Consider the following 25,573-nt stretch of genomic DNA (forward strand, 5'->3'; position numbering starts at 1 on the left):
ATGAGCCAGGACGTATACGCCGGCAGCAGCGACACCAGCGAGGGCAAGGTCTTCACGGTCAGCGGTCAGGACTGGGACTCGATCGCCGAGGGCCTCGGCGAGGACGACACCGAGCGGGTCGTCGTCAACATGGGTCCGCAGCACCCGTCGACCCACGGCGTGCTGCGGCTGATCCTCGAGCTCGAGGGCGAGACGGTGACCGAGGCGCGCTGCGGCATCGGCTACCTGCACACGGGCATCGAGAAGAACATGGAGTACCGCTCCTGGACCCAGGGGACGACGTTCTGCACCCGGATGGACTACCTCAGCCCGTTCTACAACGAGGCGACCTACGTGCTCGGCGTCGAGCGTCTCCTCGACATCGAGGACGACATCCCCGAGAAGGCCACGGTCATGCGGGTCCTGCTCATGGAGCTCAACCGCATCTCCTCCCACCTGGTCTGCATCGCCACCGGCGGCATGGAGATCGGCGCGCTGACCGTGATGACGATCGGCTTCCGTGAGCGCGAGCTCGTGCTCGACCTCTTCGAGCTGATCACCGGCCTGCGCATGAACCACGCGTTCATCCGCCCCGGAGGGGTCGCCCAGGATCTCCCGCCGGGTGCCCTCGACGAGATCCGCAGCTTCGTCGCGCTGATGAAGAAGCGGCTCCCCGAGTACGCCGACCTCTGCAACGCCAACCCGATCTTCAAGGCGCGCCTCGAGGGCGTCGGCCACCTCGACCTCGCCGGCTGCCTGGCGCTGGGCCTCACCGGCCCGGTGATGCGCAGCACGGGGTACCCCTGGGACCTGCGCAAGACCCAGCCCTACTGCGGCTACGAGACCTACGACTTCGATGTGCAGACCTGGGACACCGCCGACTCCTACGGCCGCTTCCGGATCCGCCTCAACGAGATGTGGGAGTCGCTGAAGATCATCGAGCAGGCGGCCGAGCGGCTGGCCAAGCTCGACGGCGCTCCCGTTATGGTGGCCGACAAGAAGATCGCCTGGCCCAGCCAGCTCGCGATCGGCAGCGACGGCATGGGCAACAGCCTCGACCACATCCGCCACATCATGGGCGAGTCGATGGAGGCGCTGATCCACCACTTCAAGCTGGTGACCGAGGGCTTCCGGGTCCCGGCCGGCCAGGCCTACGTGCCGATCGAGTCGCCCCGCGGCGAGCTCGGCGCGCACGTCGTCTCCGACGGCGGCACCCGCCCCTTCCGGGCGCACTTCCGCGACCCGTCGTTCACGAACCTCCAGGCGACGAGCGTCATGGCGGAGGGCGGCATGGTCGCCGACGTCATCGTCGCGATCGCATCCATCGACCCGGTCATGGGAGGCGTCGACAGATGATCGACCAGAAGACCCAGGACGAGCTGCGCGAGATCGCGGCCCGCTACCCCGAGGCCCGCTCCGGCCTGCTGCCGATGCTGCACCTCGTGCAGTCGGTGGAGGGCCGGATCACCCCCGAGGGCATCGAGCTGTGCGCCGACATCCTCGGCATCTCCGCGGCCGACGTCAGCGGCGTCGCGACGTTCTACACGATGTACAAGCGCCGCCCGGTCGGCGACTACCACGTCGGCGTCTGCACCAACACGCTGTGCGCGGTGATGGGCGGCGACGCGATCTTCGAGCGGCTCAAGGATCACCTCGCCGTCGGCAACGACGAGACCACCGAGGACGGCAGGATCAGCCTCGAGCACGTCGAGTGCAACGCGGCCTGTGACTACGCGCCGGTGGTGATGGTCAACTGGGAGTTCATGGACAACCAGACCCCCGAGTCCGCCGTCCAGGTCGTCGACGACCTGCGCGCCGGCAAGGAGGTCCACTCCACCCGTGGCCCGAGGATCTGCACCTGGCGCGAGGCCGAGCGGGTGCTCGCCGGCTTCCCCGACGGTCGTGCCGACGACGGCCCGGCGGCCGGCCCGGCGTCGCTCGTGGGTCTGGGCATCGCCCGGGAGCGCGGGTGGACCGCGCCCGACGCGCACCTCGCCGTGACGAGCGGCCAGGAGGAGGGCCAGTGACCACCCTGACGCCAGTCCTCACCGACAACTGGGGCGACGAGCGCGCCTGGACCCTCGCGGCGTACGAGGCACGCGGTGGCTACCAGGCGCTCGACAAGGCCTTCGCGATGGCGCCGGACGCCGTCATCGAGTCCGTCAAGGAGTCCGGCCTCCGCGGCCGCGGCGGCGCGGGCTTCCCGACCGGCATGAAGTGGGGCTTCATCCCGCAGGACAACCCGAAGCCGAAGTACCTCGTCGTCAACGCCGACGAGTCCGAGCCGGGCACCTGCAAGGACATCCCGCTGATGATGGCCAGCCCGCACACGCTGGTCGAGGGCGTCATCATCAGCAGCTACGCGATCCGGGCCAACAAGGCCTTCATCTACATCCGCGGCGAGGTCCTGCACGTGATCCGTCGCGTGCAGCGCGCGGTGGAGGAGGCGTACGCCGCCGGCCACCTGGGCACCGACATCCACGGCTCCGGCTTCGACCTCGACGTGGTCGTGCACGCCGGCGCCGGGGCCTACATCTGCGGCGAGGAGACCGCGCTGCTCGAGGGTCTCGAGGGCCGTCGCGGCCAGCCCCGGCTGCGCCCGCCGTTCCCCGCGGTCGCCGGCCTCTACGCCAGCCCGACGGTCATCAACAACGTCGAGTCGATCGCGTCGGTGCCCAGCATCATCGCCAACGGCCACCACTGGTTCTCGTCGATGGGCACCGAGAAGTCCAAGGGCTTCGGCATCTTCTCCCTGTCCGGCCACGTGCAGACCCCGGGCCAGTACGAGGCTCCGCTCGGCATCACCCTGCGCGAGCTGATCGAGCTCGCGGGCGGCATCCGCGAGGGCCACGAGCTGAAGTTCTGGACGCCCGGCGGCTCCAGCACGCCGCTGCTGACGGCCGAGCACCTCGACGTGCCCCTCGACTTCGAGGGTGTCGGCGCCGCCGGCTCGATGCTCGGCACCCGCGCGCTGCAGATCTTCGACGACACCACCTGCGTGGTGCGCGCGACGCTGCGCTGGACGGAGTTCTACAAGCACGAGTCCTGCGGCAAGTGCACCCCGTGCCGCGAGGGCACGTGGTGGCTCGTGCAGGTGCTCTCCGCCCTCGAGAAGGGCCAGGGCAGCGAGGCCGACCTCGACCTGCTGCTCGACCAGTGCGACAACATCCTCGGCCGCTCGTTCTGCGCGCTCGCCGACGGTGCGGTCAGCCCGATCACGAGCTCCATCAAGTACTTCCGCGACGAGTACATCGCGCACCTCACCGGTGGCGGGTGCCCGTTCGACCCGTCCCGCACGACCGCCTGGGCAGGACAGGAGGTGACCGCCTGATGACCACGACACCGGAGAAGGCGACCGATCTGGTCTCCCTCACGATCGACGGCATCCAGGTCAGCGTCCCCAAGGACACGCTGGTGATCCGCGCCGCCGAGCAGGTCGGCGTCCAGATCCCGCGGTTCTGCGACCACCCGCTGCTCGCGCCGGTCGGCGCCTGCCGCCAGTGCCTGGTCGACGTCCCCGACGCCGGCAACGGCCGCGGCTTCCCGAAGCCGCAGGCATCGTGCACGCTGCCGGTCGCCGAGGGCATGGTCGTCAACACCCAGGCCACCAGCCCGGTCGCCGACAAGGCGCAGCAGGGGATCATGGAGTTCCTGCTGATCAACCACCCGCTGGACTGCCCGGTCTGCGACAAGGGCGGCGAGTGCCCGCTGCAGAACCAGGCCATGACCAACGGCCGCGGCGACTCCCGCTTCTCGGCCGGCGGTGGCGTCAAGCGCACGTTCCCGAAGCCGATCAGCATCTCGCCGCAGGTGCTGCTCGACCGCGAGCGCTGCATCGTCTGCCAGCGCTGCACCCGGTTCGCGGCGGAGATCCCCGGCGACCCGTTCATCGCCCTGGTCGAGCGCGGCGCCCAGCAGCAGATCGGCATCGCCGAGGACGCGCCGTTCCTCTCCTACTTCTCGGGCAACGTCATCCAGATCTGCCCGGTCGGTGCGCTGACCAGCGCGGAGTACCGCTTCCGCTCGCGCCCCTTCGACCTGGTCTCGACGCCGGGCGTCGGCGAGCACGACTCCTGCGGTGCGGCGATCCGGATCGACCACCGGCGCGGCAAGGTCATGCGCCGGCTGTCGGGGGAGGACCCCGAGGTCAACGAGGAGTGGATCACCGACAAGGACCGGTTCGCGTTCCACTACGCGACCCAGGCCGATCGGCTGACCTACCCGCAGGTCCGCGACCGGGTCGAGGACGGCGGAGACGGCTCGCTGCGGCCCGCGTCGTGGCCCGAGGCGTTCGCCGTCGCCGCTCGTGGCCTGGCCGCGGCCGGCGGCGTCGGCGTGCTCACCGGTGGTCGGCTGACCGCCGAGGACGCCTACGCCTACAGCAAGTTCGCCCGCGTCTCGCTCGGCACCAACGACATCGACTTCCGCTCGCGCCCGCTCTCGGCCGAGGAGGCGTCGTTCCTCGCGGCCGAGGTCGCGCTCCGCAGCCCGGGCAACGGGGGCGTGTCCTACGCCGACCTCGAGACGGCGTCGTCCGTGGTGCTCGCCGGGCTGGAGCCCGAGGACGAGGCCGGCACGATCTTCCTGCGGCTCCGCAAGGCGGTGCGCGCCCGCGGCACCCGCGTCGTCGCGGTCGCGCCCTACGCGACCCGCGGGCTGAGCAAGCTCAGCGCGCAGGTCGTGCGCACCGCTCCCGGCGCCGAGGCTGCTGCCATCGCGGGCCTGGACGGCGTCGACGCCGGCTCCGTGATCCTGGTCGGCGAACGGCTCGCCACGGTGCCCGGGGCGCTCAGCGCCGCGGCCGCGCTGGCCCGCCGCACCGGCGCCCGGCTCGCGTGGGTGCCGCGTCGGGCCGGTGACCGCGGCGCGGTCGAGGCCGGCTGCCTGCCCAACCTGCTGCCCGGGGGACGCCCCGTCGCCGACGCGCAGGCGCGCGTCGACGCGGGCACCACCTGGGGCGTCGACCACCTGCCCGACGCGGCCGGCCGCGACGCCGACGAGATCGTCGCGGCGCTCGTCTCCGGCGAGCTCGGCGGGCTCGTGATCGGTGGCGTCGACCCCGACGACACCGCCGACCCGGCGGCCACCCGGGCCGCCATCGAGGCCGCGTCGTTCGTGGTCGCCCTCGAGCTCCGCGAGACCGACGTGACCCGCGCGGCCGACGTCGTCTTCCCGGTCGCGCCCGTGGTCGACAAGGCCGGCACGTTCGTGACATGGGAGGGCCGGCCGCGGCCGTTCGAGGCGGTCTTCGCCAGCCCGGGCTCGCTGCCCGACGTCCGGGTGCTCGCCGGCATCGCCGAGGAGCTGGACCGGCCGCTCGGCTTCCGGACGATCCTCGAGGCGCGCGCCGAGATGCAGGAGATGGGGCCGTGGGACGGCGAGCGCGCCGGCCACACCGCCGTCGACGCCGTGCCCGCGGGCGGTGACGGGTTCGCGCTGGCGACCTGGAAGCTGCTCGTCGACAACGGCTCCATGCAGCACGGCGACAAGGCCTACCTGGCGACCGGCCGGGTCGCGGTCGCGCGGCTCTCGCCGGCGGCGTACGACGCCCACGGGCCGATCGTCACCCTGACCGGTGACCGCGGCTCGGTGACCCTGCCGGCGGAGCCCGCCGACCTCGACGACGACGTCGTCTGGGTGCCGGCCAACTCCTTCGGCAACGGGGTGCTGGCCGGCCTGGCCTCGCCCGGAAGTCGCGTGACGATCGCGAAGGGAGACCCGGCATGACCGCGCTGCTGAGCCCGATCGGTGCCGGCATCGGCATGGCGGACGAGGAGTCGCTGGCGCAGTTCGGCCACGACGTGTGGTGGGTCGTCCTCGTCAAGGCCCTGCTGATCTTCGTGGTCCTGGTGCTGCTCACCCTCTTCAACATCTGGTGGGAGCGCCGGGTCGTGGCGCGGATGCAGCACCGCATCGGCCCCAACGTGCACGGCCCGTTCGGCCTGCTGCAGTCGCTGGCCGACGGCGTGAAGCTCGCGCTCAAGGAGGACATCACGCCGAAGGCGGCCGACAAGCTCGTCTTCATCCTGGCGCCGGTGATCGCGACCGTGCCCGCGTTCGTCACGTTCGCGGTGATCCCGTTCGGGCCGACGGTGAACTTCTTCGGCGAGGAGACGCCGCTCCAGCTGACCGACATGCCCGTCGCCGTGCTGTTCGTGATGGCGATCGCCTCGATCGGCATCTACGGCATCGTGCTCGGCGGCTGGTCCAGCGGCTCGACGTACTCCCTGCTGGGCGGCCTGCGCTCGAGCGCCCAGATGATCTCCTACGAGGTCGCGATGGGCCTCGCGCTCGTCGCGGTCTTCCTGTACGCCGGCTCGATGTCGACCTCGGAGATCGTCGAGGCGCAGACCGACCTGTGGTTCGGCCTGATCCTGGCGCCGTCGTTCGTCATCTACTGCATCGCGATGGTCGGTGAGACCAACCGGGCGCCGTTCGACCTCCCGGAGGCGGAGGGCGAGCTGGTCGGCGGCTTCCACACCGAGTACAGCTCGCTGAAGTTCGCCCTGTTCTTCCTCGCCGAGTACATCAACATGGCCACGGTGTCCGCGCTCGCCACGACGCTGTTCCTCGGCGGCTGGCACGCGCCGTTCTGGATCGACGAGGTCTGGGCGGGCGCCAACGAGGGCTACTGGCCGCTGCTGTGGTTCTTCGGCAAGGTGCTGTTCTTCATCTTCATCTTCATCTGGCTGCGCGGCTCGCTGCCGCGGCTGCGCTACGACCAGTTCATGCACTTCGGCTGGAAGCGGCTCATCCCGATCGCGCTGGTGTGGATCGTGGCGGTGTCGACGATCCGCGCGATCTCGCTGGACGGCGGCATCGACCGCCAGTACCTGCTGATCGGCATCGGCGTCCTCGCCGCGATCTTCCTGGTGCTGTTCTTCGTCGGCGCGTCCGAGCAGGAGGCGGAGCCCGAGGCGGCCGCCGAGGTGCCCCGTGGCTTCCCGGTGCCGCCGATGCCCGCCGGTGGTGCCGTGCGTGGTGCGGCCAGGCCGCTGACCTTCGAGAGTCGGTCCCCCGTGACAGAACCCGCCGCTGCCACGCGCAGCGCAGGGGAGGAGATCTGATGGCCGAGTCGAAGTCCCTCAAGGAGCAGTTCTGGGACCCGGTCGCCGGGTTCGGCGTCACCTTCCGGACGATGTTCAAGAAGGTCGTCACCGAGCAGTACCCCTTCGAGAAGCAGCCGACGGCGCCGCGCTTCCACGGCCGGCACCAGCTCAACCGCTGGCCGGACGGCCTCGAGAAGTGCATCGGCTGCGAGCTCTGCGCGTGGGCCTGCCCGGCCGACGCGATCTACGTCGAGGGGGCGTCCAACACCGAGGACGAGCGGTTCAGCCCCGGTGAGCGCTACGGCCGCGTCTACCAGATCAACTACCTGCGCTGCATCCTGTGCGGGCTGTGCATCGAGGCGTGCCCGACCCGAGCGCTGACGATGACCAACGAGTACGAGCTGGCCGACAACAACCGCGCCGACCTCATCTACGAGAAGTCCGACCTGCTGGCTCCGCTGCTGCCCGGCATGGAGCAGCCGCCGCACCCGATGCGGCTCGGAGACGACGACGACGCCTACTACCGGGGCGAGTTCAAGGCGGCTCCCGAGGAGCCGGGGGACGAGGCGTCTCGACGGGCCGCTGCGGCGACCCAGCAGGGAGGGGAGGGCTGATGGTCGCCTTCTGGATCCTGGCGCCGATCATGGTGATCGCCGCCCTCGGCATCCTGTTCGTGCGCAAGGCCGTGCACGCGGCACTGCTGCTCGCGGTCGTGATGATCTCGCTCTCGGTGCTCTACCTGACGCTGGAGGCGCCGTTCCTCTTCGCGGTGCAGATCATCGTCTACACCGGCGCGATCCTGATGCTCTTCCTCTTCGTGCTGATGCTCGTCGGCGTCGACGCCTCCGACTCCGTCGTGGAGACGATCCCGGGCCAGCGCGCCACCGCCATCGTGGGCGGCGTCTTCCTCGGGGTGCTGCTGACGGTCGGCCTCGGGCAGATCTCCCTCGGCACCGCCGTCGGGCTCGACGACGCCAACAGCGGCGGCAACATCCAGGCGCTGGCGAACATCCTCTTCTCCAAGTACGTCTTCGCGTTCGAGACCACCAGCGCGCTGCTGATCACCGCAGCGGTCGGCGCGATGGTGCTCGCCCACCGCGAGCGCCTCACGCCGAAGGCCACCCAGCGGAGCCTGGCCGCCCAGCGGCTCGTCGACTACGAGGAGAGCGGCGCCCACCTGGGGCCGCTGCCCCCTCCGGGTGTCTACGCCCGCCACAACGCGGTCGACACCCCGGCCCTGCTGCCCGACGGCAGCCCGGCGCCCTCGTCGGTCTCACGGGTGCTCACCGCGCGCGGCACGGTGCGCTCGGCGCCCGCCGAGGCCGACGCCATCGAGCAGATCGAGGAGCAGCTCGGCTGGGCCCCGCACGCCGGCCGCGACGGCGCCGTACCGGCGTCCACGACCGAGGAAGCACCCGCGACGGGAGGTGACCACGAGTGAACGACGTGATGCCGTACATCGCCCTCTCCGGGATCCTGTTCTCCATCGGCTGCGTCGGGGTGCTGATCCGACGCAACGCGATCGTGGTGTTCATGTGCGTCGAGCTCATGCTCAACGCGTCCAACCTCGCGCTCGTCGCCTTCGCCAAGCAGCACGGCAACCTCGACGGCCAGATCGCCGCCTTCTTCGTGATGGTGGTGGCCGCGGCCGAGGTCGTCGTCGGGCTCGCGATCATCATGACCATCTTCCGGACCCGTCGCTCGGCCTCGGTCGACGACGCCAGCCTGCTGAAGTACTAGGAGTCGCGTAGATGTATGCGTTCCATGAAGGCGGCGGCATCCCGGTCGTCGACCCGACCTCAGCGGACGGGGTGTTCTCCCTGCTCTGGCTGGTGATCGCGCTGCCGCTCGCCGGCGCCGCGATCCTGCTGATCGGCGGGAAGTACACCGACAAGTGGGGCCACCTGCTGGCCACGCTGCTGCCGATCGGCTCCTTCGCGATCGCCGTGGCGATGATCGTCGCCCTGGTGGGTCGCGAGGAGGACGACCGCCAGGTCGCCCAGCACCTCTACACGTGGTTCGAGGCCGGTCAGCTCAACGTCGGGATGGACCTGCTCTACGACCCGCTGTCGGCGCTCTTCCTGCTGCTGATCACCGGTGTCGGATCGCTGATCCACGTCTACTCGATCGGCTACATGGCGCACGACCCGCGCCGGCGCCGGTTCTTCGCCTACCTGAACCTGTTCCTCGCGGCGATGCTGATGCTGGTGCTCTCCGAGAACTACCTCGGGCTGTTCCTCGGCTGGGAGGGCGTCGGCCTCGCGTCGTACCTGCTGATCAGCTTCTGGCAGCACAAGCCGAGCGCGGCCGCTGCCGGCAAGAAGGCCTTCGTGATCAACCGCGTCGGCGACATGGGCCTGTCGCTCGCGATCATGCTCTTCTTCGTCACCTTCGGCTCGACGAGCTTCACGGTGATCAGCGAGGGCGCCGGCGAGCTGTCGGAGAAGACCGCGACGATCCTCGGCCTACTGCTCCTGCTGGGCGCCTGCGGCAAGTCCGCCCAGTTCCCGCTCCAGGCCTGGCTGCTCGACGCCATGGAGGGCCCGACCCCGGTGTCGGCGCTCATCCACGCGGCGACGATGGTCACGGCGGGCGTCTACCTGATCGTGCGCTCGAACTTCATCTTCGACCTCGCCCCGGACGCCCAGACCGTGGTCGTCGTGGTCGCCGTCATCTCGATCTTCTGGGGTGCCTGGATCGGCTGCGCCAAGGACGACATCAAGAAGGCGCTGGCCGGCTCCACGATGAGCCAGATCGGCTACATGATGCTCGCCGCCGGCCTGGGCGTCGCAGGCTACGCGTTCGCGATCTTCCACCTGCTCACCCACGGCTTCTTCAAGGCCAACATGTTCCTCGGTGCCGGCTCGGTCATGCACGGCATGGACGACGACGTCGACATGCGCCACTACGGCGCGGTCCGCAGGGCGATGCCGGTGACGTTCCTGACCTTCGCGATGGGCTACCTCGCGATCATCGGCTTCCCGGGCTTCTCCGGCTTCTGGTCGAAGGACAAGATCATCGAGACCGCCCTGGCCGAGAACTGGGTCGTCGGCGTCTTCGCGATCATCGGCGCCGGCATCACCGGGTTCTACATGACCCGGCTGATGCTGCTGACGTTCTTCACCGAGAAGCGATGGGACAAGGGCGTGCACCCGCACGAGTCGCCGAAGGTGATGACGGTCCCGCTGATCGTGCTCGCCGCGCTCTCGGTCTTCGGTGGCGTCCTGATCATCAACGACTGGATCGTCACCTTCCTCGAGCCCGTCACGGGCGTGCCCGCGCACGAGGACCCGCCGCTGCCCGCGGCTGCCGTCAGCGTCCTCGTGGTGCTGGTCGTCGCGGTCGGCGTCGCGGCCGCGTGGTTCCTGGTCGGGAGGCGCGAGGTGCCCCGCGAGGCTCCGCAGGACGTCTCCTGGGTCACCAAGGCCGGGCGCAACGAGGTCTACGGCAACGAGATCAACGACACCCTCGTCGTCAACCCGAGCAAGCACCTGACGACGGCGCTGCTCGCCACCGACAAGTACGTCGTCGACGGCGTCCTCACCGGTGGCCCCGTCGCGGTCGGCGGCTTCGCCGGATTCGCGAGGCGCATCCAGAACGGCTACGTGCGCTCGTACGCCCTGTCCATCCTCGCCGGCGCGTTGATCGTCGCCCTGGCCCTCCTGGCGGTGAACGCGGCATGACCGACTTTCCCTGGCTGACCGTCCTGATCGTCGTGCCGCTCGTCGGCGCGCTGGTCACGGCGGTCCTCGGCCGCGGCCGCGGTGACGACGCGCTGCCCAAGCAGGTCGCGCTCGGCTTCGCGGTGCTGACCGCGGTGGTCGGCATCCTCATCGCGACGCAGTTCGACACCGGTGCGGGCATGCAGCTCGAGGAGACGCACACCTGGATCGAGGCGTTCGGCGTGCACTACGCGGTGGGCGTCGACGGCCTCGGCCTGCTGATGATCCTGCTGACCGTCGGGCTGGTGCCGGTCGTGTTCGTCGCCTCGTGGCACGAGGCCGACGGCCGCAGCCCGGCGGCGTTCTTCGCCTGGGCGCTGGCGCTCGAGGCGTTCGCGCTCTGCGTCTTCGCCGCCACCGACGTCTTCCTCTTCTACGTCGTGTTCGAGGCCACGCTGATCCCGGCGTACTTCATGATCGGCGGCTTCGGCCGCGAGGGCCGGGCGTACGCCGCGCTGAAGTTCCTCATGTTCCAGCTCGGCGGCGGCCTCGTGCTGCTCGCCGCGGTCATCGGCCTCTACGTCGTCTCCGCGGACGCCGGCACGCCGTCGTACCTGCTCTCCGACCTCTCGCAGATCGACATGAGCACGACGTGGGAGCGCTGGCTCTTCGTCGGCTTCATGGTCGCCTTCATCGTGAAGGCGCCGCTCTTCCCGCTGCACACCTGGCTGGCCGACACCACGGAGAAGGCGACGCCCGGCACGAGCGTCTTGCTCGTCTGCGTGCTCGACAAGATCGGCACCTTCGGCATGCTGCGCTTCTGCCTCGGGATCTTCCCGGGCGCCTCGGAGTGGGCGACGCCGGTCGTGGTCACGCTGGCGCTGATCTCGATCGTGTACGGCGCGTTCCTGGCGATCGGCCAGGACGACATCCTGCGCCTCATCGGCCTGACCTCGCTGAGCCACTTCGGCTTCATCACGCTCGGCATCTTCGCGCTGACCACCCAGGGCGGTTCGGGCTCGATCCTCTACATGGTCAACCACGGGGTCGGCACGGCCGCGCTGTTCCTGCTCGCCGGCTACCTCATCAGGCGCAAGGGCACCTCGCTCATCAGCGAGATCACGGGTGTCGAGAACCGCGCCCCGGTGCTCGCCGGGCTGTTCCTCGTCGCGGGCCTGGCCACGCTCGGCCTGCCGGGCCTGAGCCAGTTCGTCTCCGAGATCCTGGTGATGATCGCGGCGTTCGACTACCACTGGTGGGTCGGCGCCGTCTCGGTCACCGGCATCGTGCTGGCCGCCGTCTACGTGCTCTGGCTCTACCAGCGCACGATGACCGGTCCCCCGGTGCCGGCCGACGCGGGGATGAAGGACCTCAGCCGGCGGGAGCTGGTCGCGGTCGTCCCGCTGATCGCGGCGCTGGTGGTCTTCGGCTTCTGGCCGATGCCGTTGCTCGACGCGGCGAACCCGACCGTCGAGACCCTGCTGGAGCACGTCGGTGTGACCGACGACCAGCCGACCGTACCCGTGGCCGAGGAAGGTGCTCACTGATGGACTTCACCAAGCCCACCATCGAGTACGCCGACATCTGGCCGCTGCTCGTCGTCTTCGGTGTCGCCTGCCTCGGCGTCGTCGTGGAGGCGTTCGTCGCCCGGGAGCGGCGCTTCGTCGTCCAGGCCGCGCTGGCCGGGCTCGGCCTGGCGGTCGCCCTCGGCGGCACGATCTGGGTGGCCGGCAACCTCCACGAGCACGCGGGCGGCGCCGCCCGCGGCGCGGTCGACGTCGAGGGCACGGTCGTCGTCGACGGTCCGGCCGTCTTCCTGTGGGGGATCATCCTGGTCTTCGCGCTCGGTGGCGTGCTGCTCTTCGCCGAGCGCCGTCTCGAGGGCGGCGTCTCGGCGTTCGCCGGCCAGGCGGCCGCACTGCCCGGCACCGAGGCCGAGCGCCAGGCGTCGACCCGCGGCCTCGAGCACACCGAGGTCTTCCCGCTGCTGATGTTCGCGGTCGGCGGCATGATGCTCTTCCCGGCCGCCAACGACCTGCTGACGATGTTCGTCGCGCTCGAGGTGCTGTCGCTGCCGCTCTACCTGCTCTGCGGCCTGGCGCGTCGTCGCCGGCTGCTCAGCCAGGAGGCCGCGCTGAAGTACTTCCTGCTCGGCGCGTTCTCCTCCGGCTTCTTCCTCTACGGCGTCGCGCTGGTCTACGGCTTCGCCGGCTCGATGGAGTTCGCCGACATCCACGAGGCGGTCCGCAACGACCTGGAGAACCAGACCCTGCTGCTGATCGGCATCGGCATGCTGTCGGTCGGCCTGCTCTTCAAGGTGGGCGCGGCGCCGTTCCACTCCTGGACGCCCGACGTCTACCAGGGTGCGCCCACCCCGGTCACGGCGTTCATGGCGGCCGGCACCAAGATCGCGGCGTTCGGCGCGATCCTGCGCCTCTTCTACGTCGCCCTCGGCGCGGAGCGCTGGACCTGGCAGCCGATGCTGTGGGTCGTCGCGATCCTCACCATGATCGTCGGCGCCGTGCTGGCGGTCGTGCAGACCGACATGAAGCGGATGCTCGCCTACTCCTCCGTGGCCCACACCGGCTTCCTGCTCACCGGCGTGCTCGGCGTCCAGCAGGTCTCCGAGCTCGCCGACGGCGAGCTGACGTCGCTCCAGGCCGTGCTGTTCTACCTCACCACCTACGGCTTCGCGATGGTCGGTGCGTTCGCCGTGGTCACCCTGGTGCGCGACTCCGGCGGCGAGGCCTCGGCGTTCTCGCGCTGGGCCGGCCTCGGCCGTCGGTCGCCGCTCGTCGCAGCCCTGTTCGCGTTCTTCCTGCTGTCGATGGCCGGCATCCCACTGACCGCCGGGTTCGTCGGCAAGTGGGCGGTCTTCACGGTGGCGCTCTCGGCCGGCGCCTGGCCGGTCGTGGTGGCGGCCATCGCGTGCAGCATCATCGCGGTCTTCTTCTACGTGCGGGTCATCGTGCTGATGTTCTTCATCGACGGCAGCCCTGACGGCGGCGAGGTCGCCGTCGCCACCCGGCCGTCGGTGCTGACGTCGGCGACGATCGCAGTCGGCGTCGCGGCCACCCTCGTGCTCGGCATCGTGCCGGGGCCGGTGCTCACGCTCACCGAGCATGCTGGACAATTCCTCAGGTGACGACAGGATCTGCCGCACTCGCCCTCCCGGTCGGCGACGAAGCGCTGGCCGAGAGGCTCCGTGAGCGCCTGCTCCTCGTGGAGGACGCGCTCTCGGGCCACGTGCGCAGCCGTGCCGACTTCGTGACGGAGATGGCCGGGCACCTGATGGCCGCGGGCGGGAAGCGGTTCCGGCCGCTGCTCGTGCTGCTCGCCGCGGAGGCGGGTGACCGGCCCGACTCCCACGAGGTCATCACCGCCGCCTGCGTGGTCGAGCTGACGCACCTCGCCTCGCTCTACCACGACGACGTCATGGACGAGGCCGACCTGCGCCGCGGGGCGGTCACCGCCCACTCGCGGTGGGGCAACCACGTCGCGATCCTCACCGGCGACTTCCTGTTCTCCAAGTCCTCCGAGCTCACCGCCGAGCTCGGCCCGGACGCCGTCCGCATCCAGGCACAGACGTTCACGCGGCTGGTCGAGGGGCAGATCCTCGAGACGGTCGCCCCGCGTCCGGGCGAGGACCCGCTCGCGCACTATCTCGACGTCGTCGCCGGCAAGACCGGCTCGCTGATCGCCACCTCGGCGCGCTACGGCGCCCGCTTCGGCGGCGCGAGCCGCGAGGTCGAGGAGGCGCTCACGGCGTACGGCGAGATCGTCGGCTCGGCGTTCCAGCTCTCCGACGACATCCTCGACATCGCCTCGGAGTCCGACGAGTCCGGCAAGACCCCGGGCACCGACCTGCGCGAGGGCGTGCCGACGCTGCCGGTCATCATGGCCCTCGCGTCCGGCGACCCAGCCGACGCCCGCCTGCACGAGCTGCTCGGTGGCGACCTCACCGACGACGACCGGCACGCGGAGGTGCTCGACCTCCTTCGCAAGCACCCCGCGATGGACCAGGCCCGCGCCTACGTCGTCGCCCAGGCCACCGAGGCCAAGCAGCACCTCACCGCGCTGCCCGAGGGCCCCGTCCGCGCCGCCCTCGAGGCGTTCGCCGACGTCGTCGCCTCCCGCACGTCCTAGCCCCGCTGCATCGAGGCCTCTGACGACGTCAGACCGGGACGCAGGGCGGGACCGGACCGCGGGTCACGTCGGCGAGGCCTCGAGCGCGTCGGGGTCACGACCGATGGACGTGACCGTCTCGCGGTTGCTCATGACCCTCTGTCGCCGGGCGGATGCCCGACGTCACACACCAGTGTCGTCAGCCCGCGATGCTCGGGACGGTGCAAGGGGTGCCCGGACGTGCGACGGCGGCCCGGTCGCCCGGGCCGCCGCCTGTCGAGGAGGTGGTGATGCCTCCTCGTGACCTCAGCGCTTGCCCCCTCCCAGGTTCCGCACGCGGAGGTCGTAGTCGGCGTTGAGCACCGTGAGGTCGCCGGTGGGCAGGTTGGAGACGATGACGGCGAAGTCCCGGTTCGGCCCGTTCGCGCACTTCGTCTTCAGAGCGCCGGACGCGAAGGTGTCACCCTCGTACCGGTACACGTAGTTGCCCACGTTGTCGACGATCTCGCCGGTCGAGGTCGTGCCCGGCGTCAGGTCGCAGCTGGACACGATCTGCACGGTCCAGTTGTTGTCCTGGATGCCGGTCGTCTGGAACCACTCACCCGCGGCCGAGCTCAGCGTGGCCGGCGCGCCGTTGACCATCACGTCGTCGACGAACCAGCCGGTGTCGAGGTACGCCGCATCGGTGGAGTAGCGGAACCGGACGTCGGTGGCCCCGGCCGGGAGCTGCGCGGTCAGGTGCACGTAGACCGGGTCGTCCACGAAGTACGCACCGCCCGAGGTGCCGGTGATGCCGTTGCCCGTCGGGTTGTTGCCGTGCGGGTTGTCATCACTGGTGATGTCGGTGCCGGAGTCGTCGACCACCGGCACGGTGACCCACTGTCCGTTGACCAGCGCCTCGACGAACCCGTAGTCCCAGCCCTCCTCGATGAAGTGCCAGCTCCAGAAGTCGAGCGAGCTCACCGGGCCGGTCACGTCGACGTTCAGGACGTTGTCGGACTGGCTCTCGTACCCGGCGTACCAGTGCGTCGTCCCGGTGTGCGGAGCGACCTGGGTGATCGGGTCGCCGGTGAAGTCGACCGACACGTTCGGGCCGGGGTTGCGGAAGCGCTCGACCTGCATGCCGAACGGCACCGCCGTGGCGTCCTGGCCGTTCTTGCGGCGCTCCCACTTGGCGTCCGGCTGGGCGCCCTGGCTGCTGCCGCGGTTCTCCCAGAACAGCTCGTCGGCGATGTCGATGGTCCACGACGTGAACTGCGGGTCACCGAAGTCGACGGCGCGGATGTCGAACCGGTTGGAGCCCTCGTCGTCGAGGTAGACCGCGACCGCCCAGTCCTGGAACAGCTCCTTGGCCGAGCGCAGGTCGGGACCCGGCGACGCCGCGTTGTAGGTGTCGATGGCGTTCTGCACGCCCTCCATGCCGTCGGCCTGCTCCTCGAAGATGGTCTTGATCAGCAGGTCCCCGGCGACGCCGTCGTACTGCAGGTCGGGTGCGTACGTGCCGTCGCCGTTGCCGCCTGCCTGCTCCCACAGGTACTGGAAGAAGGTGTACGCCGCGCCGTAGTTCTGCAGGCCGCCTCCCCATCGGGTCAACGACGTGTCGGCGTAGAAGACCTGCTGGTAGGTCAGGTGCGACCCGCCGACGTCGTAGCCGTTGAGGAAGACGGCGAAGTCGGCCAGTCCCTCGTCGACCCAGGAGAGCTCGCCCGGGTCGCTGTAGTTGTGGAGCAGGTGCTCGAGCTCGTGGGCCACGACGCCCTCGTAGAGGGTCGCCTGGTCGTTGCTCGGGTCGTCGTCACGCCACTCGGAGTCGTCCGGGCCCACCCGGTTGGCCCAGTCGAACGCGTCGATGACGATGACGTTCATGCCCGAGGAGTCGATGTACTCCGGCGCGAAGTAGCCGGCGGTGTACGTCGTCTCGGCGCAGTCGTAGTAGTTGGCGTCCTGCACGTTGTAGACGACCATCACCAGGGAGTCGCTGGCCGGCTGCGAGGGGTCGGCGGCGTCCATCTCGCCGTAGTGCTCCTCGTCGACGGCCACGATCTGGTTGGAGAGCTGGTCGCCGAGGTAGTCGATCTGCGCCTGGGTGAGGGTGTAGTCCGCGACGTCGGAGTCGGCGCAGGGCACGAACTCGTCACCGGGGGTCGGGTCGTACGACGGGTCGAGGCTGGCGACGCCGGTCGGCGCGCTGCCGTCGAGCGGGGTGCCCGCCGGCACGTAGATGTAGACCGGCGTGCCGTCGGGGGTGGTGCCGGCGTAGGCACGGACGAAGTCCTGGTCGTAGGTGCCGCCGGCCTCGCTGTCGTTGATCGGCAGCGTCAGGGTCGGCTCCCCGGGCACGTTGAGGGGCGCGGCGGACGCTGGGGGTGTCAGCGAGAGGAGCGCCAGGCCGAGGCCGGCGCACAGGGCCGCGGCGAACCAGCGGCGAGGATGGGGTGACTGCACAGGGGTTACCTCCGGGACGCACGAGTGTTACGCGACAGCCGGACCCTGCGCTTGAGTTGTCATAGCAGGTGATCATGCCGGGGCAGCGTGGACAAGACCGGCAAAGGTCACGAGAAGGTAACGATCGGGCGACGATCAGACCGCGCTGGCCTCGACGGTCAGCCGCAGCTGGCGCCGCCGGTGGTTGATCGCCTCGAACGTGAAGAGGACGAGCGCGATCCAGACGAGCACGAAGCCGACCCAGCGACCGGCCGGCATGTCCTCGTGGAACCAGAAGACGCCGAGGGCGAACTGGAGGATCGGGGCGAGGTACTGCAGCAGGCCGAGCGTGACCATCGAGACCCGGGTCGCGGCCGCCCCGAAGCAGATGAGCGGCACGGCGGTCACGACGCCGGTGGTCAGGAACAGCAGCGCGTGGCCGGTGCCGTGGCTGGCGAAGTTCGACGACCCGGCCAGGCCGAGCCAGAGCACGTAGGACAGCGCGAACGGCGCGATCACGGCGGTCTCGAAGGTGAGGCTCTCGACCGCGCCGACGTTGGCGGTCTTCTTGCACAGCCCGTAGCTGCCGAACGTCAGCGCCAGCACGAGGGCGACGTACGGCAGCCGTCCGTAGTCGAGGGTGAGCACGACCACCGCGCCGGTGGCGATGCCCATCGCGACCCACTGCAACGGGCGCAGCCGCTCGCGCAGGATCAGCACCCCCATCAGCACGGTGACGAGCGGGTTGATGAAGTAGCCGAGCGAGGTCTCGACCACGCGCCCGTTGTTGACGCCCCAGATGTAGGTGGCCCAGTTGACGCTGATCACCGCCGCGGCGATCGTCAGCAGCACCCGCACCCGGCGGACCCGCCAGATCTCGCGCAGCTGCGGCGCGCGCCGGACGAGCGCCACCAGCAGCAGCATCGTCAGGGCCGACCAGATCACCCGGTGGGCGAGGATCTCGACCGCGCCGGCCGGCTCGAGCAGCGGCCAGTAGAGCGGGAAGAGGCCCCACAGGACGTATGCCCCGACGCCGAAGAGCAAGCCGCGGCGGGGGTCTGGCACCCGCCAAGGATAGGTGGGGTTGTTCAGTCCGACGGACGGGTATCCGTCGAGCGGGCGCGCAGTCCGCAATCACGAAGGTCCCCGCTCTCGGGCGGGGACCTTCGTGGCTCCGAGACGGGACCTCGTCCCCCCTCGACACCGGGGTTGCTCAGACGATCGTCCAGGTGTCGCCGCCGCCGATGAGCGCGGCGAGCCGGTCGGCCGGCTCGCCGGGCGCGGCGGCCCGGGCGGTGCTGATCTGGGCCCGCGCCTGGTCGTCGTACGACGGCCGCTCGACCTGGCGGAAGATGCCGATCGGCGACTGGTTGAGGTAGCCCGAGTCGGTGAGCCGCGAGATCGCGAACGCCGTGGACGGATCGGGGTTGTGCGCGTCGTGGACGAGGATCGCGCTCTCGCCCACGTCGGCGACCTCGACGATCTTCACGCCGCCGGTCTCGGAGTCGCGGATCAGGCCCTTGGCGCCGTTGCCCGAGCTGTCGGGGGCGCCGAAGCGGATCGGCTCGCCGTGCACGAGCGGGATGATCGCGTCGGCCTTGGTGTCGGCGTTCTTGATGGCGTCGAAGGCGCCGTCGTTGAAGATCGGGCAGTTCTGGTAGATCTCCACGAACGACGTGCCGCGGTGCGCCGCCGCCGCCGAGAGCACCGAGGTGAGGTGCTTGCGGTCGGAGTCGATGGTGCGGGCGACGAACGAGCCCTCGGCGCCGAAGGCCAGCGAGACCGGGTTGAACGGGTGGTCGACCGAGCCCATCGGGGTGGACTTGGTGACCTTGCCGGCCTCGGAGGTGGGGGAGTACTGGCCCTTGGTGAGGCCGTAGATCCGGTTGTTGAAGAGCAGGATCGTCATGTTCACGTTGCGGCGCAGCGCGTGGATCAGGTGGTTGCCGCCGATCGAGAGGGCGTCGCCGTCGCCGGTGACGACCCACACCGACAGGTCCTCGCGGGCCGTGGCGATGCCGGTCGCGATCGACGGCGCGCGGCCGTGGATCGAGTGCATGCCGTAGGTGTCGAGGTAGTACGGGAACCGCGACGAGCAGCCGATGCCGGAGACGAACACGATGTTCTCGCGGCGCAGGCCGAGGTCGGGCAGGAAGCCCTGCACGGCCTTGAGCACGGCGTAGTCACCGCACCCGGGGCACCAGCGCACCTCCTGGTCGGAGGTGTACTCCTTGCCGGTCTGCGGCTGGTCGCTGGTCGGGACGAGCTCGACGCCCGACCGGAGGCCGGGGAAGGGCAGCTGGGTGGTGCTCACTGGGCAGCCTCCGTGCTGATCGAAGCGGGGGTGAGGTCGACGGTGACGCCCTCGGCGTCGGCGACGAGACCGCCGATCGCCTCGGCGAGCGCCGCGGCCTTGATGGGCATGCCGTTGACCTGGTTGTAGCCGATGGCGTCGACGAGGTACCTGCCGCGCAGCAGCAGCGAGAGCTGGCCGAGGTTCATCTCGGGCACGAGCACCTTGTCGTAGCGCTCGAGGATCTCGCCGAGGTCCTTCGGGAAGGGGTTGAGGTGGCGCAGGTGCACCTGCGCCACGTTGAAGCCGGCCTTGCGCACGCGGCGTACGCCGGCGCCGATCGGGCCGTAGGTCGAGCCCCAGCCGATCACCAGCACCTTGGCCCGACCGGACGGGTCGTCGACCTCGAGCGGCGGGAGCGACTCGGCGATCCGGTCCACCTTGGCCTGGCGGGTCCGGACCATGAGGTCGTGGTTGGCCGGGTCGTAGGAGATGTTGCCGGTGCCGTCGGCCTTCTCGATGCCGCCGATGCGGTGCTCGAGACCGGCGGTGCCGGGGATCGCCCACGGGCGGGCGAGCGTCTCCTCGTCGCGCAGGTAGGGCCAGTACTCCTCGGACTCCGTGCCGTCCTTGGCGACCACCGTCTTGTTGCGCTCGGTCGCGAACCTCGGGTCGATCGCCGGCAGGTCGTCGACCTCCGGGATCCGCCACGGCTCGGAGCCGTTGGCGAGGTAGCCGTCGGAGAGCAGCATCACCGGCGTGCGGTAGGTGATCGCGATCCGGCAGGCCTCGAGGGCGGCGTCGAAGCAGTCGCCGGGCGACTGCGGCGCCACGATCGGCACCGGCGCCTCGCCGTTGCGGCCGAACATCGCCTGCAGGAGGTCGGCCTGCTCGGTCTTGGTCGGCAGGCCGGTGGACGGTCCGCCGCGCTGGACGTCGACGACGACGAGCGGCAGCTCGGTCATCACCGCGAGGCCGATCGCCTCGGACTTCAGCGCGATGCCCGGACCGGAGGTGGTGGTCACGCCGAGCGAGCCCGAGAACGACGCGCCGATGGCGGCGCCGATGCCGGCGATCTCGTCCTCGGCCTGCAGCGTCGTGACGCCGAAGGCCTTGTGCTTGCTCAGCTCGTGGAGGATGTCGGAGGCCGGCGTGATCGGGTAGGAGCCCAGGAACACGGGGAGCCCGGACTGCACGCCGCCGGCGATCAGGCCGTAGGAGAGCGCCAGGTTGCCGGTGATGTTGCGGTAGGTGCCCGGCGCCATCGGGGCCGGCTTGATCTCGTACTGGACGACGAACGTCTCGGTGGTCTCGCCGAAGTTCCAGCCGGCCTTGAACGCCGTGATGTTGGCGTCGCGGATGTCGGCGACCTTGGCGAAGCGCTTCTCGAGGAAGGTGATCGTCGGGTCGGTCGGGCGGCCGTACATCCAGGACAGCAGCCCGAGCGCGAACATGTTCTTCGCGCGGGCGGCGTCCTTGCGCGACAGGCCGAACTCCTTGACGGCCTCGACCGTCATGCCGGTGAGGTCGACCGGCTGCACCGAGAACTCGCCCAGCGGGTCGTTCGCGTCGCCGAGCTGGTCGAGCGGGTTGGCGTCGTAGCCGGCCTTGGTCAGGTTGCGCGGGGTGAAGTCGTGGGTGTCCACGATGATCGTGGCGCCCTTGGGGAGGTCGCCCAGGTTGGCCCTGAGCGCCGCCGGGTTCATCGCCACCAGCACGTCCGGCGCATCGCCCGCGGTGAGGATGTCGTGATCCGCGAAGTGGACCTGGAACGACGAGACACCCGGCAGCGTGCCCTGGGGCGCGCGGATCTCCGCGGGGAAGTTCGGCAACGTCACGAGGTCGTTGCCGAAGACTGCGGACTCCTGGGTGAACCGGTCGCCGGTGAGCTGCATGCCGTCACCGGAGTCGCCCGCGAACCGGATGATCACCCGGTCGAGCTGCTTGACCTGCTTGGACACGGTGCGCGTCCCTCCGTCTGTTGTGCGTCCCGCGTACGCCGTGCACAGGCGTCGCGGCCCCTCGATCGTACCCGCGGTACGTCAGAACTGGAACACGTTCCAGTTCTGCCCCATCGCACCGTGAGCCACCCGCCACGATAGACGGCCCACTCCGGCGGGCGGCGCTGTCTCTGCCATCGGTCGCCCTGGGGCCTGTGAGTCACGACACATGTCGAAAAGTGAGACGGGTGGCCGTACTAAACAACCTAAGTCGAGTAGAGTGCTCGTTATTCACCAGAAACCCCGGGTGCGGGGGTCACAGGAAGAGATCGATCATGAAGACTGCGATCAAGGTTGCGGCTGCGTTGAGCGCCGGGGTGCTGGCCTTGAGCGCCTGCTCGTCCGAGGCGAGCGGTGGCGATTCCAGCGAGACCATCCATCTCAGCGCGTTCTCCGTCATGGAGGCCGCCAACGAGCCCGTGTTCAAGGACTTCGAGGGCACCGACGCCGGCGAGGGCGTGAGCTTCGAGCCGTCGTACGGCGCCTCCGGCGACCAGAGCCGGGCCGTCGTGGCCGGCTCCCCGGCCGACGTCGTCCACTACTCGCTCGAGACCGACGTGACCCGCCTGGTCAAGGAGGGCCTGGTCGCCGAGGACTGGAAGGACAACGCCACCAACGGCATCGCGACCTCCTCGGTCGTCGTGTTCGTGGTCCGCAAGGGCAACCCCGAGAACATCCAGACGTGGGACGACCTGGTGAAGCCGGGCGTCGAGGTCATCACGCCCAACCCCGGCTCGTCCGGCTCCGCGCGGTGGAACATCCTCGCCGCCTGGGCGCACGCGACCGGCGGCGCCGACGACGAGGCCGCCGGCTCGGCGTTCCTCACCAAGCTGCTGAAGAACACGATCGCCCTCCCCTCGAGCGGCCGTGAGGCGACCACCGCGTTCACCGACGGCAGCGGCGACGTGCTGCTCTCCTACGAGAACGAGGCGATCCTCGCCAAGCAGAGCGGCGCGGACGTCGACTACATCGTCCCGCCGGACACGCTGCTCATCCAGAACCCCGCCGCGGTGACCACCGACGCCGGCGACGCCGCGAAGGCGTTCCTGGAGTTCATCACCGGTCCCGAGGCGCAGGCCGACTACGCCGCCTCCGGCTTCCGTCCGGTCATCGACGACGTCGACATCCCCGAGGTCGAGGGCGCCAACGACCCCTCCGACCCGTTCCCGGCGCCGGAGACGCTCTACACGATCGACGACAACTTCAACGGCTGGGGCGAGGCCGCCGACAAGTACTTCGGCGACGGCCAGGAGGGCAACCCCCTCGGCATCATCACCAAGCTCCAGCAGGACCTCGGCAAGGAGGGCGATGAGTGATGTCAGCCGCCCTCTCCGGGGCGACGCTCGACGTAGGCCGGCCGGTCCCCGATGACGGGGGCCGGCCTCGCCGCGCGCGTCGTACGAAGCCCCGCAACACCCTGACCCCCGGTGCCGGCCTCGGGCTCGGCATCGCGATGCTGTGGTTCAGCCTGCTCGTGCTGGTCCCGCTGTCCGCGATCGTCGCGTCGGCGGCCGCGGGCGGCTGGGCCAACTACGTCAACGTCCTCACCGATCCGCAGACCTGGAACGCGCTCAAGCTGACCGTCAGCCAGGCCGCGCTGGTCACGGTGATCAACGTGGTGATGGGCACGATCATCGCCTGGGTGCTGGTCCGCGACCGGTTCCCGGGCAAGGCGATCATGAACGTCATCATCGACATCCCGTTCGCGCTGCCCACCGTGGTCGCGGGCCTGGTGCTGCTGGCGCTCTACGGCCCCAACAGCCCGATCGGCGTGCACTGGGCCTTCACCCAGAAGTCGGTGGCTCTGGCGCTCGCCTTCGTCACGCTGCCGTTCGTGGTCCGCGCGGTGCAGCCGGTCCTGGAGGAGCTCGATGCCGACGTCGAGGAGGCCGCGGCCTCCCTCGGCGCCCGGCGCAGCACGATCTTCCGCCGGATCATCCTGCCGAGCCTCGTCCCCGCGATCACCGCGGGCGCCGCACTGAGCTTCGCCCGGGCGATCTCGGAGTACGGCTCGCTCGTGCTGCTCAGCGGCAACCGCCCCAACGAGACCGAGGTCGCGTCGGTGCGGATGCTGTCGTTCATCGAGAACGGCAGCTACGCGTCGGCGGCGGCCGTCGCCTCGATCATGCTGGCGGTCGCGCTGTTCGTGATCGTGGTGCTCGACATCGTGCAGAGGCGGGTGTCGCGCCGTGGTTAAGGTCTCCGCTCCCGTCCGCTGGACGCTCCGCCTGCTGGCGATCGGCTACGTGTTCTTCCTCGTGGCCTGGCCGGTCGGCATGCTCTTCCGCCGTACCTTCGAGGGCGGCCTCGACAACCTCCGCGACGCCTTCAACGACGAGGACGTCGTCTCCGCGCTCCTGCTGACCGCGCAGGTCGCCGGCATCGCGGTGATCATCAACCTGGTCTTCGGCCTGACGATCTCGATCCTGCTCGTGCGCTACGAGTTCCCGGGCAAGCGGCTGCTGTCCGCGATGATCGACGTCCCGCTCTCGGTGTCGCCGGTGGTGGTCGGCCTCGCGCTCGTCCTCGTCTACAACGGTCGCGACGGCTGGTTCGGCACGACGCTGGAGGACAACGGGTTCCAGGTCATCTTCGCGACACCCGGTCTGGTGATGGCCACCTGCTTCGTGGCGCTCCCGCTGGTCATCCGTGAGGTCGTCCCGACCCTCACCGAGGTCGGCGACGAGCAGGAGCAGGCCGCCCGCAGTCTCGGGGCCAACGCCCCGCAGACCTTCTGGCGGATCACCCTGCCCAGCATCAAGTGGGCGCTCGTGTACGGCGTGGTGCTCAGCCTCGCGCGGTCCGTGGGCGAGTTCGGCGCGGTCAAGGTCGTGTCCGACAACGTCAGCGGCCGCAGCCAGACGGCCACCTTGATGGTCGAGGAGAAGTACCAGAACTTCGCGCAGGGCTCGGCCTACGCGATCGCGTTCCTGCTGGTGATGGTCTGCATCGCCTGTCTGGTCGTGGTCGCCGTGCTCCGCCCCCAGGACGAGAACTGACGCAGGAAGAGGAACAGACATGAGCATCGACATCACCGGAGTCACCAAGACCTACGGCGACTTCGTCGCCCTCGACGACGTCAGCCTCACCATCCCGACCGGGCAGCTGACGGCCCTGCTGGGTCCGTCCGGCGGCGGCAAGTCCACCCTGCTCCGCGTCATCGCGGGCCTCGAGACCGCCGACACCGGCGAGGTGACCATCGAGGGCGTCAACGCGACGAAGCTGCCGCCGCAGAAGCGCAACGTCGGCTTCGTCTTCCAGCACTACGCCGTCTTCAAGCACATGACCGTCGCGAAGAACGTGGCGTTCGGCATGGAGATCCGCAAGCGGCCCAAGGACGAGATCGCCGCTCGGGTCGACGAGCTGCTCAAGCTCGTCCACCTCTCGCAGTTCTCCCACCGGCTGCCCTCGCAGCTCTCCGGCGGGCAGCGGCAGCGGATGGCGCTCGCCCGGGCGCTCGCGGTCGAGCCCACCGTGCTGCTGCTCGACGAGCCGTTCGGTGCGCTGGACGCCAAGGTCCGCAAGGAGCTGCGCGACTGGCTGCGTCGGCTCCACGACGAGGTGCACGTGACCACGGTCTTCGTGACCCACGACCAGGAGGAGGCCATGGAGGTCGCCGACGAGATCGTGGTGATCAACGAGGGCCGGGTCGAGCAGGTCGGCTCGCCCGACGAGCTCTACGACGAGCCGGCCAACGACTTCGTCATGGGCTTCCTGGGGGAGACCACCAGCCTCGGGGGGGTGCTGCTGCGGCCGCACGACGTCCACCTGTCGCTCACCCCGCAGGAGGCCGGCGCCGCCGAGGGCTCGATCTCGCGGGTCCTGCGCGTCGGGTTCGAGGTGCGCATCACCGTGCTCACCGACGACGGCGACGAGGTCAACGTGCTGCTGACCCGCACCCACGCCCGCCAGCTCGGGCTCGAGCCCGGCGTCCGGGTCTGGGTGTCCGCGGCCTCCGGGGCGACCACGGTCCCGAAGATGGCGGCGGCAGCGGGCTGAGGCGGCCGCGCCGGCGCGCTCCTCCCGCACCCGGGGGAGCGC

20 protein-coding genes are annotated in these 25,573 nt (G+C 70.0%); 16 read left to right on the plus strand and 4 right to left on the minus strand.

The window, feature by feature from the left end; translation table 11 throughout:
- Genes HZF07_RS18090 through HZF07_RS18145 form a run of 12 tightly spaced genes read left to right on the plus strand, consistent with a single transcriptional unit; the run spans position 1 to position 14,836 of the window.
- Entirely contained in the window at positions 1-1,335 is a 1,335-nt protein-coding gene (locus HZF07_RS18090) for an NADH-quinone oxidoreductase subunit D (RefSeq protein ID WP_157343565.1), read from the plus strand.
- Positions 1,332-2,006 (plus strand): NADH-quinone oxidoreductase subunit NuoE, encoded by a 675-nt coding sequence (gene nuoE, locus HZF07_RS18095; protein WP_157343567.1) that lies wholly within the window; start codon positions 1,332-1,334, stop codon positions 2,004-2,006. Before HZF07_RS18090 ends, nuoE begins: the two co-directional genes overlap by 4 nt.
- Positions 2,003-3,310 (plus strand): NADH-quinone oxidoreductase subunit NuoF, encoded by a 1,308-nt coding sequence (gene nuoF, locus HZF07_RS18100; RefSeq protein WP_181645351.1) that lies wholly within the window; start codon positions 2,003-2,005, stop codon positions 3,308-3,310. Before nuoE ends, nuoF begins: the two co-directional genes overlap by 4 nt.
- Positions 3,310-5,706 carry an NADH-quinone oxidoreductase subunit G gene (locus tag HZF07_RS18105; protein WP_157343569.1) on the plus strand — a complete coding sequence of 799 codons (2,397 nt, stop codon included), beginning with the start codon at positions 3,310-3,312 and terminating at the stop codon, positions 5,704-5,706. Before nuoF ends, HZF07_RS18105 begins: the two co-directional genes overlap by 1 nt.
- Positions 5,703-7,046, plus strand: a complete 1,344-nt coding sequence (nuoH, locus tag HZF07_RS18110) for an NADH-quinone oxidoreductase subunit NuoH (RefSeq protein ID WP_157343571.1) — start codon at positions 5,703-5,705, stop codon at positions 7,044-7,046. The genes HZF07_RS18105 and nuoH overlap by 4 nt, the downstream gene beginning before the upstream one ends.
- Positions 7,046-7,642, plus strand: coding sequence for an NADH-quinone oxidoreductase subunit NuoI (nuoI, locus tag HZF07_RS18115; protein ID WP_157343573.1), 597 nt, complete (start codon positions 7,046-7,048; stop codon positions 7,640-7,642). The genes nuoH and nuoI overlap by 1 nt, the downstream gene beginning before the upstream one ends.
- Entirely contained in the window at positions 7,642-8,469 is an 828-nt protein-coding gene (locus HZF07_RS18120; RefSeq protein ID WP_157343575.1) for an NADH-quinone oxidoreductase subunit J, read from the plus strand. Before nuoI ends, HZF07_RS18120 begins: the two co-directional genes overlap by 1 nt.
- An 8-nt stretch (positions 8,470-8,477) precedes the next feature.
- Complete coding sequence (nuoK, locus tag HZF07_RS18125) at positions 8,478-8,768, plus strand: NADH-quinone oxidoreductase subunit NuoK (RefSeq protein ID WP_157345664.1); 291 nt, start codon at positions 8,478-8,480, stop codon at positions 8,766-8,768.
- 11 nt (positions 8,769-8,779) lie between these two features.
- A complete protein-coding gene (gene nuoL, locus HZF07_RS18130) occupies positions 8,780-10,711 on the plus strand; it encodes an NADH-quinone oxidoreductase subunit L (RefSeq protein ID WP_157343577.1) in 1,932 nt (643 codons plus the stop codon).
- Positions 10,708-12,237 carry an NADH-quinone oxidoreductase subunit M gene (locus HZF07_RS18135; RefSeq protein ID WP_157343579.1) on the plus strand — a complete coding sequence of 510 codons (1,530 nt, stop codon included), beginning with the start codon at positions 10,708-10,710 and terminating at the stop codon, positions 12,235-12,237. The genes nuoL and HZF07_RS18135 overlap by 4 nt, the downstream gene beginning before the upstream one ends.
- Positions 12,237-13,835, plus strand: a complete 1,599-nt coding sequence (gene nuoN, locus HZF07_RS18140; protein ID WP_157343581.1) for an NADH-quinone oxidoreductase subunit NuoN — start codon at positions 12,237-12,239, stop codon at positions 13,833-13,835. The genes HZF07_RS18135 and nuoN overlap by 1 nt, the downstream gene beginning before the upstream one ends.
- Complete coding sequence (locus HZF07_RS18145) at positions 13,832-14,836, plus strand: polyprenyl synthetase family protein (protein WP_181645352.1); 1,005 nt, start codon at positions 13,832-13,834, stop codon at positions 14,834-14,836. The genes nuoN and HZF07_RS18145 overlap by 4 nt, the downstream gene beginning before the upstream one ends.
- 285 nt (positions 14,837-15,121) lie before the next feature.
- On the opposite strand, the gene HZF07_RS18150 is transcribed toward HZF07_RS18145, so the two are convergent.
- From HZF07_RS18150 to HZF07_RS18165, 4 genes are all read right to left on the minus strand, one after another.
- Positions 15,122-17,260: a M6 family metallopeptidase gene (locus HZF07_RS18150; RefSeq protein ID WP_157343583.1), complete on the minus strand. Its 2,139-nt coding sequence runs from the start codon at positions 17,258-17,260 to the stop codon at positions 15,122-15,124.
- A gap of 135 nt (positions 17,261-17,395) precedes the next feature.
- Positions 17,396-18,304 (minus strand): EamA family transporter RarD, encoded by a 909-nt coding sequence (gene rarD / locus HZF07_RS18155; RefSeq protein WP_309504835.1) that lies wholly within the window; start codon positions 18,302-18,304, stop codon positions 17,396-17,398.
- A 148-nt stretch (positions 18,305-18,452) separates the two neighbouring features.
- Complete coding sequence (locus tag HZF07_RS18160) at positions 18,453-19,553, minus strand: 2-oxoacid:ferredoxin oxidoreductase subunit beta (protein WP_181645353.1); 1,101 nt, start codon at positions 19,551-19,553, stop codon at positions 18,453-18,455.
- Entirely contained in the window at positions 19,550-21,493 is a 1,944-nt protein-coding gene (locus HZF07_RS18165) for a 2-oxoacid:acceptor oxidoreductase subunit alpha (RefSeq protein WP_181645354.1), read from the minus strand. Before HZF07_RS18165 ends, HZF07_RS18160 begins: the two co-directional genes overlap by 4 nt.
- A gap of 314 nt (positions 21,494-21,807) precedes the next feature.
- On the opposite strand from HZF07_RS18165, the gene HZF07_RS18170 reads away from it, so the two are divergent.
- Genes HZF07_RS18170 through HZF07_RS18185 form a run of 4 tightly spaced genes read left to right on the plus strand, consistent with a single transcriptional unit; the run spans position 21,808 to position 25,531 of the window.
- Positions 21,808-22,848, plus strand: a complete 1,041-nt coding sequence (locus HZF07_RS18170; RefSeq protein ID WP_157343585.1) for a sulfate ABC transporter substrate-binding protein — start codon at positions 21,808-21,810, stop codon at positions 22,846-22,848.
- On the plus strand, positions 22,848-23,729 hold the full coding sequence (gene cysT / locus HZF07_RS18175) for a sulfate ABC transporter permease subunit CysT (protein WP_157343587.1): 882 nt from the start codon (positions 22,848-22,850) through the stop codon (positions 23,727-23,729). Before HZF07_RS18170 ends, cysT begins: the two co-directional genes overlap by 1 nt.
- Positions 23,722-24,531 carry a sulfate ABC transporter permease subunit gene (locus HZF07_RS18180; RefSeq protein ID WP_181645355.1) on the plus strand — a complete coding sequence of 270 codons (810 nt, stop codon included), beginning with the start codon at positions 23,722-23,724 and terminating at the stop codon, positions 24,529-24,531. The genes cysT and HZF07_RS18180 overlap by 8 nt, the downstream gene beginning before the upstream one ends.
- A gap of 19 nt (positions 24,532-24,550) precedes the next feature.
- Positions 24,551-25,531: a sulfate/molybdate ABC transporter ATP-binding protein gene (locus HZF07_RS18185; RefSeq protein WP_157343589.1), complete on the plus strand. Its 981-nt coding sequence runs from the start codon at positions 24,551-24,553 to the stop codon at positions 25,529-25,531.
- Positions 25,532-25,573 lie beyond the last annotated feature (42 nt).

The organism is Nocardioides agri, from assembly GCF_013778305.1.
Lineage (GTDB): Bacteria > Actinomycetota > Actinomycetes > Propionibacteriales > Nocardioidaceae > Nocardioides > Nocardioides agri.

Excerpts from the sequence above, each read along its gene's own strand:
- nuoE (WP_157343567.1), top strand. The coding sequence starts at position 1,332 with ATGATCGACCAGAAGACCCAGGACGAGCTGCGCGAGATCGCGGCCCGC.
- nuoK (WP_157345664.1), top strand. The coding sequence starts at position 8,478 with ATGCCGTACATCGCCCTCTCCGGGATCCTGTTCTCCATCGGCTGCGTC.
- cysT (WP_157343587.1), top strand. The coding sequence starts at position 22,848 with ATGTCAGCCGCCCTCTCCGGGGCGACGCTCGACGTAGGCCGGCCGGTC.
- HZF07_RS18105 (WP_157343569.1), top strand. The coding sequence starts at position 3,310 with ATGACCACGACACCGGAGAAGGCGACCGATCTGGTCTCCCTCACGATC.
- HZF07_RS18090 (WP_157343565.1), top strand. The coding sequence starts at position 1 with ATGAGCCAGGACGTATACGCCGGCAGCAGCGACACCAGCGAGGGCAAG.
- nuoN (WP_157343581.1), top strand. The coding sequence starts at position 12,237 with ATGGACTTCACCAAGCCCACCATCGAGTACGCCGACATCTGGCCGCTG.
- HZF07_RS18170 (WP_157343585.1), top strand. The coding sequence starts at position 21,808 with ATGAAGACTGCGATCAAGGTTGCGGCTGCGTTGAGCGCCGGGGTGCTG.
- nuoL (WP_157343577.1), top strand. The coding sequence starts at position 8,780 with ATGTATGCGTTCCATGAAGGCGGCGGCATCCCGGTCGTCGACCCGACC.
- HZF07_RS18120 (WP_157343575.1), top strand. The coding sequence starts at position 7,642 with ATGGTCGCCTTCTGGATCCTGGCGCCGATCATGGTGATCGCCGCCCTC.
- HZF07_RS18185 (WP_157343589.1), top strand. The coding sequence starts at position 24,551 with ATGAGCATCGACATCACCGGAGTCACCAAGACCTACGGCGACTTCGTC.
- HZF07_RS18135 (WP_157343579.1), top strand. The coding sequence starts at position 10,708 with ATGACCGACTTTCCCTGGCTGACCGTCCTGATCGTCGTGCCGCTCGTC.
- nuoI (WP_157343573.1), top strand. The coding sequence starts at position 7,046 with ATGGCCGAGTCGAAGTCCCTCAAGGAGCAGTTCTGGGACCCGGTCGCC.
- nuoH (WP_157343571.1), top strand. The coding sequence starts at position 5,703 with ATGACCGCGCTGCTGAGCCCGATCGGTGCCGGCATCGGCATGGCGGAC.